Genomic DNA, 11699 nt, shown 5'->3' on the forward strand with positions numbered 1-11699 from the left:
TCTCGGCCTGGTGGAACCATTCCTGATATTTGCGGATCGATTCCTCCAACGCTTCCCGGGCTTGCTTCTGCTTCTTATAGAGCGCCTCCTGCTCCCGAAGTTCGCGGTCCTTTTCCCGCCGGTAATCGGAGTAGCCGCCCTTATATTTTTTCAGCCCGCTCTCGGTCAGTTCGCAGACTCCTGTCACCACCCGGTCCAAAAAGGTCCTGTCATGGGAAACGACAATGACGGTGCCTTCGTAGTGACGAAGCCAATCCTCCAGCCAGTTCATGCTCTCCTCGTCCAGATGGTTGGTCGGTTCGTCAAGGAGCAGCACCTCCGGCCTTTTGACCAGCAGTGCCGCCAGCCTGACCCTGGTTTTCTGGCCGCCGCTCAGATCGGCAAAAGGAACCTTCCACAGCTCGGGACCAATGTGGAGCATGGTCAAATGCTTCTCCAGCCCCGTCTCCCAGTCAAAACCGCCGCTGAGTCTCATACTGCTCGAGCCGCAGGCCGTATTCCTCCAGGAGCTCAGGACCGACTTCGCCCGTCGCCATCGCCTGCTCCAGCTCCTTCAGCCGGCGCTTGATCTGCCACAGCTCGCCGCTTTCGCGCCCCGCCGCATCCAATGCGGTCAGATGCATCAACTCTTCCGACGTCTGCGTCATATATCCCCACTGCTCCAGCGGGATTCCGCGTTCCACGGTGCCCCGGTCCGGCTCCAGCTGCCCGGTCAGAATCTGCAGCAGCGTCGTCTTCCCCGCGCCGTTAACGCCGAACAGCGCCAGCCTCTCGCCTTCATAGATTTCCAGGTCAATATTTTCAAAAACGGTCTTCCCTTTAAATTCTTTGGCTATATGTTTCGTTTTTACGATATTCAACATTAAGCATCACCCTTTAAAACATAAATTTGAATTTCCGTCGTTTCAGACAAACCAGCCGTTTCAGTCCAGCCCCGGCCTCTGATCCATTTCACGAATCAAAAAAGCCGCAGGCAGCATCGCCTACGGCAGGAAATTCGTTATCATTGTCTATGTCAAAAAAGGGTTTACCCGTTCGAAATATCGCCCCGAACATGATGATCCGGGCACGACATTACCCCGTGAACACGTCAAAAACGCACAAAAAAGCATTATCCGTATCCATCGGCGAGGTATCCAGTCTCTGAAAATAGACATAACGATTCTCTTCCCTGCGGCAGGCGCAGAAACTGCATGGTTTCAACATTAAGTTGGTTTGCAGATTAGAGAGATCAGTCACGTTTATCCATCGGCTGTGTGGTTACCTCGTTTTCTTCAGGATGAAATGCTTGCTGCCATTTTAACAAAATTATCGGAAAAAGAAAAGCCCAAACCTTTTCGTCCACAGTCATGTACATCTCCGGGTGTACATCGGCCGAAAGAAAATCACCGCACGGTTCGATTACGCGGCCGGTCCTCCTTGGTATGCTGGACTCATCACGAAAAATGAATGAGGTGTTAGCGATGGATCAATACTCAACTTATATTATTATCATCCTGCTTGTCATTTGGCTTACCGCAAGGGAAAGAACCTTCCGCCCTTCCAGCATGTGGATCGTTCCCTTGTTATGGGGAGGAATGACCCTTTCATCCATCCCGTGGGCATCGGTAGGTCCGGTTGAAGTCGTGCTGTTCGCCGTGTTTGCCGCTGCCGGTTTGGCAACAGGTATCATCCGGGGTAAAATGGAAAAAATGCGCATGGGAACGGACGGCCAGGTTACCGTGCAGGGTTCCATTGCCAGCATCCTGCTGTTTCTCGCCGTGCTGGTTTTGCGGGTGCTTGCGCAGTCCTGGGGGCAGTCGCACGCCTTCTATCACATCGCCAATGCGCTGATGTTCATGCCGCTCGGTTCTATCTGCGCACGCCGGTACGTCATTTACCGGAGATATCAGGCGATGATGGGACAACGGGCATAAAGACCTGAATCACCGGCGTCAATGTGCCAGCTAAAGGAGACCTGCTATGGAAACAGGCAACGATGAACGAACAATACTGTCTTCCAATCCGGCCAGAAGGGCGCTGCTGAGTTTGTTGATCGTGTATTCCGCGATTCAGAACGGCATGTACGGTGAGCCCCGCGCGTTCGTTCCCGGCGTGCTGTTGACGTTGGCCGCGCTATGCCTGCATGCTCCGNGTTACCNCGGCGNTCNCCTTATCCCCTGTGTGCCTTGCTTGGTATCTCTTCCATTGGGGTCATCCTGGGACTTGACGGCAGCTTATATATTATCGTCTTTTTTCTGCTGGGATGGGTGAGCTACCGGCTGCCGGCATCGTACTCGGCCTCATATACCGTTCTAAATATAGTTGCCGCAGCGTGGATCCTGCTGGATCAGCATCAGACTTTGGAAGCAGTGATGACCCAATGCCTGATTCTCGCGGCGGTCTATCTTCTATTTTTGGCCGGCAGGCTGCGCAGAACGACCCGAACGATGAAAGAAACGCATCTGCAGGAGCTGACGTCCGCTCATCAGGAGCTGGAGGCGGCTTACCGTAGCCTGCGCCAAGCTCACGAAGAGCTGGAGGAGACTTCCGAGCAGGCTCTGCGCTATGCGGTACTGGAGGAGCGCAGCCGGATCGCAGCCGATATCCATGACAGCATCGGTCACGGCCTGACCTCCGTGATCGTGCAGCTGCAGGCGCTGCCGTATATGATCGAAGCGGCGCCGGACGAAGCCCGCTCAACGCTCAGGCAAGTGACGGATGTGGCCCGCGGATGCCTTCAGGACGTCAGAACAGTCGTTCACGAAATGGGGCTTGTCCGGCCTGGCGAAGGGCAGAAGGAGCTCAGGAAGCTGGCGGACACCTTCAGCGAGCGAAGCGGGATTCCGGTGGCCTTTACCATGGATATCCCCGGCACCATCGCCCCGGAGCAGCTGTACGTCCTTTACCGCATCCTTCAGGAGGCACTGACCAACATGATGCGCCATGCCCAGGCCACCCAAGCTGAGGTCCGGCTTATAGGTAACAAGGAAGGCCTGGTCTTGACCATCCGGGATAACGGCGTGGCGCAAGGTCCAATCCAGCCGGGATTCGGACTGACCACCATGCGGGAGCGATGTGCAAAAGCCGGCGGACGCCTGACGGTCACCTCCCTCGCTCCCCATGGCCTGGAGATTACCGCAAGCCTGCCGTTTTCCACAGTAACACCCAATAACAGAGGGGAATGAATGCTAATATGGATCCAGAACGTATCCGCACCATCATCGCGGATGACCAGCCCCTGATCCGGCACGGCATCGGGTTTATTATTAAGGCGCAGCCGGACATGGAATGGTGCGGGGAGGCGGGCGACGGCCGCGAAGCCGTAAACCTTGCGCTCCGAACGCGGCCGCATATCGCCCTGAGGATCGAGGCGACACGGGAGCTCCGGCGGCAGCTGCCAGAGTGCAAAGTCATCATCCTCACCACCTTCGATCTCGAGGAATACGTGTACGAAGGCATTCGGGCCGGAGCCGTCGGCTATTTGCTGAAGGATGCGGCGCCGGAGGAGCTGCTCCATTCCATCAGGGCGGCGAGCCGCGGCGAAGCCATCTACCGGACGGGAGCCGCGGCCCGGATGATTTCGGAGGCGCTGCGCCAGACGGAATCGTTTCAGGACCGGCAGGACATGCGGCTGTCCCTGCCGGACCCGCTGACTGACCGTGAGCTGGAAGTGCTGCAGGAAATGGCTTACGGCCTGAAAAACGAAGATATCGCCGCCAAGCTCCACATCAGCGAAAGCACAGTCAAAACCCACGTGCACCGCGTCCTGCAAAAAATCGGCGCCGAGGACCGCACCCAGGCCGTCGTGCTGGCCATACGCAATCAATGGGTGCAATAAATTGCCCTTACAAAAAAGCAGGCTTTGCCGGGAAATCCCGCAAAGCCTGCTTGTATTGGAATGGAACGTATTTTAGCCGCGATACCTTGTCTTTACTCTGCTTCCTCCAGAATCAGGACGCCGCGTCCCGGCACCTCGGCCGCTCCGTCTACGGTTACGCCGCTGAGAAGGTCCCGGCGTTTGACGTCCCCCGTGCGAACCGTCGCACTCTCCGCGTTATGGTTCAGCACGAACAGGAACGAGCGTCCATCTTTCACGCGGCGGGCAACCTCTACGCCGGCCGGAAGCTCCGGCACCAGCGGCTGAACGCCTTTCTCGGCGCAGACGGCCCCGAGAAAACGTTCCATGAAGTCGCTGTCCGCGCTGGTCGCCACATAGTACGCTTTGCCTTCACCAAAGCGGTTCACCGTGAGCGCAGGCATGCCTTTGTAGAAGTCCGAGCCATACTCGGCCAGCACTTCCGCGCCTTCGGCATGGATGAGATCAAACAGCATCTCGCATTTATAGCTGCCTGCAAGCTTGCCGTACGGCTGCTTCATGACGATTTCATTGTACTGTCCGAGCGGCAGTGCGTCGATTTCCTCCGCCCAGATGCCGAGCAGCTTGCGGAGCTCGCCCGGATATCCGCCGAGGGTCACGAGATCGGTCTCGTTCACGATGCCGCTGAAGAACGTCGTAATAAACGTGCCGCCGGCAGCGGTGAACGCCTCCGACTTCTCGGCAAAGCCCGGCTTGACCATATACATAACCGGCGCGATCACGATGTCGTACTTGCTGAAGTCGGCTTGGGCGCTGATCATGTCCGCCTCGATGCCCTGCTTGAAGAGGGCGTCGTAAAACTTATGCACCTCGCGCACATAATTCAGCTCAACGGTCGGGCCGCTCGAGAGCTCCATGGCCCACCGGTTTTCCCAGTCGTACACGATGCCAACCTTAGCTTCCGTCACAGCATCCAGCAGCGTGTCCCCAAGACGGCCCAGCTCCTCCCCGAGCTGTGCCACCTCACGGAATACCCGCGTATTCTCATGACCGGAATGCTCAATGACGGCACCGTGGAACTTCTCGCAGGCGCCCTTGGAGCGCCGCATTTGGAAGAACATCACCGTATCCGCGCCGCGGGCAACGGCCTGATAGCTCCACAGGCGCATCACGCCGGGACGCTTGAGCGAGTTGTACGCCTGCCAGTTCTGCTGGCTCGGCGTCTGCTCCATCAGCATGAACGGCGCCCCGTGCTTCAGGCCGCGCATCAAGTCATGCGTCATGGCGGTTTCACTGACCGGCGTCGTCAGAGACGGATAGTTATCCCACGAGACGATGTCCATATGCTTCGCCCAGTCGAAGTAGTTGAGCAGCGGGAACGTCCCCATCAGGTTGGTCGTGATCGGCACGTCCTTCGAATGCCCGCGGATCGCTTCCGCCTCGATGTTGTAGCATTCCAGCAGACTATCGGACATAAACCGGCGGTAATCCAGGGAAATGCCCTGGAACGCGCTGACGTTGCCTTCGCCTTCCTCGCTCAGCCCGTCCGGAAGCACGATTTCGTCCCAGTCATAAAAGGTGTGGCCCCAGAATCGGGTATTCCATGCTTCGTTGACGGCATCAAGGGTGCCGTAACGTTTTTGCAGCCAGACGCGGAATTCGGCGGCACAGTTGTCGCAGTAACAAAAACCGCCGTATTCATTGGATACGTGCCAAAGCAGCAGCGCCGGATGATCCTTGTAGCGCTCGGCGAGCTTGCCCGCCATCAAGCGGGAGTATTTGCGGTAAGTCGGGCTGTTCGGGCAGGAGTTATGTCTTCCGCCGAACTTTCTTTTCCGTCCGTAAAAATCGACGCGGGTCACATCCGGATGCCGCTTGGCCATCCAGGCCGGATGCGCCCCGGTACTCGTCGCCAGTACGATGCCAACGCCGTTCTTGTGCAGACGGTCCATCGTTTCGTCGAGCCACCCGAAATCGTAAGTATCCTCGTCAGGCTGGTTTAGCGCCCAGGAAAAGACGTTGATCGTCGCCACGTCGATCCCGGCCAGCTTGAACATCCGCTGGTCCTCTTTCCATTCTTCCGGTCCCCACTGCTCAGGGTTATAATCTCCGCCGTACCAAATCTTAGGCAGTTTATCGTTAATCACGTACCCACTTCCTTTCTCTTGTTGAATCGCCGATACCCCGTAACCTTGGCCCGTGACTTTAGCCTGTAACTCTTAGCCCGTAACAAATAAAATGTCTTCACCGGCTTCTTGTACCGGAAACGTTACCACGGTTTTCTTCGGTTTTTCGGCTTTCTTCGGTTTTCTTAGGTTATCTTTCCGCTTCCTTCGGCTTCCTTAGCTTTCATTTCAGCCTCAGCTTCAACTCACCGATACCTTTTCCTTGTCCCGTGGTGTAATGCGGTATATTTCGCCTGCTGCCGTAATAAATCCGTCAGCCGGTAGCTCCTGCCCATCTGGTCCCTGCACCCGGTACAGGGAATGGTCCGCGATCCGGCAGGTCCCGCCATGCGTGGAGGTTATTCCTGCTTCCTTGATCGTTCCGGCGCTCCACTTCATGTCCACCACGAAGCCGCCTCGCGCCCGCAGTCCTTTGGCTTCCCCTTCGTTCCAGGCTTCCGGCAGAGCCGGCAGCATCCGGATTTCGCCCTGGTGGCTTTGCAGCAGCGCTTCCGCAACGCCGGCCGCATAACCGAAATTGCCGTCAATCTGAAACGGCGGGTGGTTGCCGAACAAGTTCGGCAGGCTGGAGTCGCTGAGAATCCGCCGGATAGAGCGGTACACGTTCGCCGGCTCCTTAAGCCGCGCGTACAAGTTAAAGATCCAGGCCGCACTCCAGCCCGTGTGCCCGCTTCCCGCCTCAATCCGCTTCTTCAGCGACAAGGAGGCGGCTTGCATCAGCTCCGGCGTATTCTCACACTCCGTACAGATGGGATACATGGCGATGCCCCGGCTCATTCTCGCCGAAATCGCACTCCCACTCCCGCATCCGCCCATCCGGCCCAATGCCGGGATGGGCCAGCTGCTCCCGTTTTGAAGACAGCTCCTGCCGGAAATCCTCATCAATCCAAAGCACTTCAGCTGCATTGATGCAGTGTCCGAACAGCTCGTCAATGAGGGCCATATCCATCGCCGATCCGGCAGCCGTGCTGCAAGGCTCTCCCGATTCGGTCAGGAAGACGTTCTCCGGTGAAGTCGAGAGACCCGTCGTCCATCGTCCGTCGGGAAGCTGGACAAGCCAGTCCAAGCAGAACAAGGCGGCTCCTTTCATCAGTGGATACGCCACCTCCTGCAGGTAGGCCGCATCCGGCCGGAACGCATACCGTTCCCACAGATGTCTGGACAGCCACACGCCGCCCATCGGCCAGAACGCCCACATGGCCCGCCCATCCGAAGGCGTCGACATCCGCCACAAATCGGTGTTGTGATGAGCCGTCCAGCCTCTTGCACCGTAATGGATCGCCGCGGTCCGGCTGCTGGTGACGCTCAGTTCCCGGATCAGGTCGAAGAGCGGCTCATGGCATTCTCCCAGACCGCACACCTCGGCCGGCCAATAGTTCATTTCGGCATTAATGTTCGTCGTATAATTGCTGTTCCAAGGCGGCTGCTTGTGCGGATTCCAAATGCCCTGCAGATTCAGCGCCTGCGTACCCGGACGCGAACCGGCAATCATTAAATAGCGTCCATAATGGAACAGCAGCGTTTCGAGGGCCAGATCGATTCCTCCTTGGCGATACAGCTGCAGGCGCTCGTCCGTCGGCATTTCCGCTTCAGCCTGCGGCAGCTGTGGGCTCAGCCCCACCTGCAGGTCCACCCGGCCAAACAGCGCGCGGTAATCATCCAAATGCCGCTGTTTCAGATGCAGATAATCACTGTCCGCCGCGTCGGCATGTTCCCGGCACAAGCGTACCGGATCGATGCCGGATGCGCCCGGCATGACGTCAAAGCCTGCGAAATCGGTCGCCGCAGCCAGCACAAAGGTGACCGTGCTCGCTTTTTCGATCCGCAGCCGCCCTTCTTCCGTCTGCACCTCTCCGTCGGTCCGCACCGTCAGCACGGCTGCAAACCGGAGCCCCAGTCCTTCTTCATAGAGAACAGACTGAGGATGATCCCCCAAATAATTGTCCGCGACATGCGACGGAGCTTGCCCCGACAGGACCAATGCCGCCGGCTCTGCGCTCACATCGCTGAGATGCGGAGAGGTGAGCCATGCCGACAATTCCGGCAGTTTCGCCTTCCCGGCCGAATCCCCGCCCTCTGCGGGCTCCGCCCGGAAATGGACGACGATAACCTCATCTGGCCGACTCGCAAAGGCTTCGCGGATGACGCGCACCCCGCCGGTTTGAAAAGAAACCGATGCGACCGCATGCTCCAAATCCAGCTCCCGCTCGTAATCGGTAATTTGATCCATGCGGCCAAACGCAAAATGCAAATCGCCGAGCGGCTGGTAAGATTCCGTGCGTCGTCCCAGCATCCCGGCTTCGATCAGCGCCTCTGCTTCGGCATATCGGCCCTCGGCGACCCACGCCTTGGCCGGCTCTAGATGCCGCAGGGCATTATAATTAACCGTGTCCCGGGGAAATCCGGACCACAGCGTGTCCTCGTTCAATTGAATTTTCTCTTCTCCCGCCCCGCCGAACACCATGCCTCCCAGCCGTCCGTTTCCGATCGGCAGCGCTTCCTCCCACACGGAGGCCGGCTTGCGGTACCACATCCTTTTATTGACGGCGCGTTTGCTGCTTTGCTCCACGCTTATCTCTCCCTTTATCCGCGATGAACGGTTGTTTCGTCCAGCACCTTGCATGACCGACCGCCGAATCGTGCGTGATTTTCGTAAACAGGCTGCCAAAGGAAAAACGTCTATCGACGTACCTTCAAAGAAGACGGACCGCTTCTAGAGGAGGTTTTTCTTGCGAGATCAGGAAGCAGAAGCTCCGAAGCTTATACTTTCTGATCTCTTAAGAAATTACGGGAAGCCCGATGTATTGGATCAGACTTCCCGCCCTGTTTGCTTTTCAGATATTTTAAATGAATGATCTTCAAAACGTTATTGGCAGCACACGCCAAAGCCGAACAGAGCCTTACGGTCCGCAGTTTTGGGTATTCCCCGCTAGTTGTCCGCCATATAGGCAAGGTACTGAGATCTAACCTTATTCTAAAGTTCTGAAAGCGATTGCAGTACCCCGAAAATTCGATAAAAAATCATGTCTAAATTAGACATTAAGCAAGGCTTTCCGCATCTCTTCCGGGCAAGGGAGGCACCGGCTGCCTAGTTCCGGTAAGGAACCAGCTTGCGGTTCAGCTCGCGGGTTTGGCTGTATACTTCCTGATACAGGCTGAACAAGCCGCTGTACAATTCGGCCCGCTCCGTGTTCGGCGCGTACGTTTTGGCCGGGCGGATGAACGCCTTCGCACATTCCGTCAGCGACGGGAACCAGCCGCAGCCGTATGCAGCCAGCATTGCCGCTCCCATAGCCGGGCCCTGCTCGCTTTCGAGCTTGATGATCGTCGCGTTGAAAATATCGGCCTGCATCTGCAGCCACGTTTCGTTCCGCGCACCGCCGCCAATGGCCACGACCTCATGGATCTCTTTGCCGGATTCGCGTACGATGTCGATCGATTCCCGCAGCGAGAACGTAATGCCTTCAAGCACCGCTCTGGCAAAATGGGAAAGCGTGTGGCCGGAGTCCATGCCGATAAAGCTTCCGCGGATATCCGCGTCCGGATGCGGGGTTCGTTCCCCGGAAATGTACGGTGTGAACAGCAAGCCGCTGCTGCCCGCAGGAATAGACCCGATGCCTTCAAGCAGCTCATCGAAGCTTTTTTCCTTGGCGAACGTTTCCTTAAACCAGGTCAGGCTGTGACCGGCCGCAAGTGTAACGCCCATGACATAGTACGCGTCCTTTTCGCTGTGATTAAAGAAATGCAGCTTGCCGTCGACGTCCAGATCCTTGCGGCTCTCAAAAGAGAGGACGACGCCAGATGTGCCGATACTGCACATGGTTTGCCCTTCCTGCAAAATTCCCGCACCGATGGCGCCGCAAGCATTGTCCGCTCCGCCTGCGAAGACCTTGGTCGACGCCAGCAGGCCGGACGCCTCGGCGATGTCAGGCAGCAGCGTACCCGTTTGATCGAAGGATTCCACGAGCGGCGGGCAAAGCGACAGCGGCAGATCAAATGCTGCGGCAATGTCCTGGCTCCACATTTTGCCCGAGACATCCAGCAGCAGCGTGCCCGCGGCGTCGGAGTAATCCATCGCATATTCGCCGGTGAGCCGGTATCTCACGTAATCCTTCGGCAGCAGGAACAAGCTGGCTTGGGACAGAATGTCCGGTTCGTTCTCCTGCACCCACAAAATTTTAGGCAGCGTAAAGCCTTCCAGGGCGCGGTTTTTGGCAATACCGAGAAGCTTCGATTCCAGCGTGTTCTCGATCTTGCGGCACTGCGCTGTCGTGCGCGTGTCGTTCCAAAGAATGGCCGGACGCAGCACCTTGCCTTCCGCATTCACCAGCACGAGGCCGTGCATTTGGCCGGAGAAACTTAGGCCCTCTACCTCCTGCGGGTCGGCACCCGACTTTTCCATCAGTCTGCGGAGACTGACCAGCGTCTTGTCCACCCAATCCTCCGGATTCTGCTCGCTCCAGCCCGGCTCAGGTCTGCTCAGCGGGTAAGCTTCAGAGTGCTCGTGCACGACCTCTCCCTGGGGATTCACCAGTACCGTCTTGACGGCGCTTGTTCCCAAATCAACACCAATAACGTATTTCATACTTTTTCCTCCTGTATGGATCGAATGGACATCAACGACTAACCAAGGATGTTCCGCATGGAAATCCGGTTCAAAAAAAGGCTGCCCGAAGAAGCTTTCTTCAGGCAACCTTCGTTGCATTTCAAAGAGATTTCATGATCGGTCTTGTAACCAGCTGACCTGACGGTGCTACTACTCAGCCAGGATGTACTGGTTCAACTGAGCTTTCAGCAGCTCTTGGCGGCTGGACTCGTTGCGGCGCGGATTTTCATTGTTCAGCGCATACTCGGCCAGGGAAGCCAGGGTCGCTTTGCCGGATACGACGTCTGCGCCGATGCCTTCCTTGAAGCTGGCGTAGCGCTTGTCGATGAAGTCGTCGAACACGCGGTCTTCGATTAGCTTAGCGGCTACTTTCAAGCCTTTTGCGTAAGTATCCATACCTGCGATATGCGCCAGGAACAGATCTTCCGGCTCGAACGACTGACGGCGTACTTTCGCGTCGAAGTTGATGCCGCCTTTGCCGAGACCGTCGTTCTTCAGCACTTCATACAGCGTAAGCGTGGAATCATAAATGTTCAGCGGGAACTCGTCCGTATCCCAGCCGAGCAGCATGTCGCCTTGGTTGGCGTCCAGGGATCCGAGCATACCGTTAATGCGTGCCACGCGAAGCTCGTGCTCGAACGTATGTCCGGCCAGGGTTGCATGGTTAGCTTCCAGGTTCAGCTTGAAGTGCTTGTCGAGATCGTATTTTTGCAGGAACGAAATCGTCGTCGCCGCGTCAAAGTCGTACTGATGCTTCGTCGGCTCCTTCGGTTTTGGTTCGATCAGGAATTGGGCGTCAAAGCCGATTTCCTTCGCATAATCAACGGCCATATGGAAGAGGCGGGCCATGTTGTCCATTTCAAGCTTGAGGTCCGTATTCAACAGGGTTTCATACCCTTCGCGTCCGCCCCAGAATACGTAGTTTTCCGCACCGAGCTGTTTACCTACTTCGAGGCCTTTTTTGACTTGGGCTGCAGCATGGGCATACACATCCGCGTTGCAGGTCGATCCGGCACCGTGCATGAAGCGTGGGTTTGTGAACATATTGGCCGTGTTCCACAGCAGCTTCTTGCCGGAGGTCTTCATGCCTTGGCTGATCAGATCGACG

Annotated in this window: 9 protein-coding genes and 1 pseudogene; 3 read left to right on the plus strand and 7 right to left on the minus strand. The window is 57.0% G+C overall.

The annotated features are described in order from the left end of the window. The coding region (locus CPT76_RS36980; protein ID WP_181152668.1) for an ATP-binding cassette domain-containing protein at positions 1–475 on the minus strand (475 nt) is incomplete at its 3' end. Further along, positions 453–863 carry an ATP-binding cassette domain-containing protein gene (locus CPT76_RS02825; RefSeq protein ID WP_105441856.1) on the minus strand — a complete coding sequence of 137 codons (411 nt, stop codon included), beginning with the start codon at positions 861–863 and terminating at the stop codon, positions 453–455. The genes CPT76_RS02825 and CPT76_RS36980, both read right to left, overlap by 23 nt. Positions 864–1463: 600 nt before the next feature. Here CPT76_RS02825 and CPT76_RS02830 point away from each other — a divergent pair. The 3 genes from CPT76_RS02830 to CPT76_RS02840 all read left to right on the plus strand — a co-directional run bounded on the left by CPT76_RS02830 (position 1464) and on the right by CPT76_RS02840 (position 3820). Next, positions 1464–1916: a CcdC protein domain-containing protein gene (locus CPT76_RS02830; protein WP_181152670.1), complete on the plus strand. Its 453-nt coding sequence runs from the start codon at positions 1464–1466 to the stop codon at positions 1914–1916. 333 nt (positions 1917–2249) lie between these two features. After that, positions 2250–3167, plus strand: a complete 918-nt coding sequence (locus CPT76_RS02835) for a sensor histidine kinase (protein WP_181152671.1) — start codon at positions 2250–2252, stop codon at positions 3165–3167. A gap of 8 nt (positions 3168–3175) precedes the next feature. After that, on the plus strand, positions 3176–3820 hold the full coding sequence (locus CPT76_RS02840; RefSeq protein ID WP_105441859.1) for a LuxR C-terminal-related transcriptional regulator: 645 nt from the start codon (positions 3176–3178) through the stop codon (positions 3818–3820). Between the two features lie 92 nt (positions 3821–3912). Here CPT76_RS02840 and CPT76_RS02845 read toward each other — a convergent pair whose 3' ends face one another. From CPT76_RS02845 to xylA, 5 genes and pseudogenes are all read right to left on the minus strand, one after another. Then, positions 3913–5946, minus strand: coding sequence for a beta-galactosidase (locus CPT76_RS02845; RefSeq protein WP_105441860.1), 2034 nt, complete (start codon positions 5944–5946; stop codon positions 3913–3915). 219 nt (positions 5947–6165) lie between these two features. Continuing rightward, positions 6166–6441 (minus strand): glycoside hydrolase family 95-like protein, encoded by a 276-nt coding sequence (locus tag CPT76_RS41840; RefSeq protein WP_374954594.1) that lies wholly within the window; start codon positions 6439–6441, stop codon positions 6166–6168. 87 nt (positions 6442–6528) lie between these two features. Continuing rightward, positions 6529–8608, minus strand: a pseudogene (locus CPT76_RS02850) (glycoside hydrolase family 95 protein); the annotation flags it as partial. Positions 8609–9073: 465 nt separating this feature from the next. After that, positions 9074–10570: a xylulokinase gene (gene xylB, locus CPT76_RS02855; protein WP_105441861.1), complete on the minus strand. Its 1497-nt coding sequence runs from the start codon at positions 10568–10570 to the stop codon at positions 9074–9076. Between the two features lie 171 nt (positions 10571–10741). Then, positions 10742–11699: xylose isomerase (xylA, locus tag CPT76_RS02860; protein WP_105441862.1), on the minus strand; the 958-nt coding region annotated here is incomplete at its 5' end.

The organism is Paenibacillus sp. AR247, assembly GCF_002968895.1.
GTDB lineage: Bacteria > Bacillota > Bacilli > Paenibacillales > Paenibacillaceae > Paenibacillus_AQ > Paenibacillus_AQ favisporus.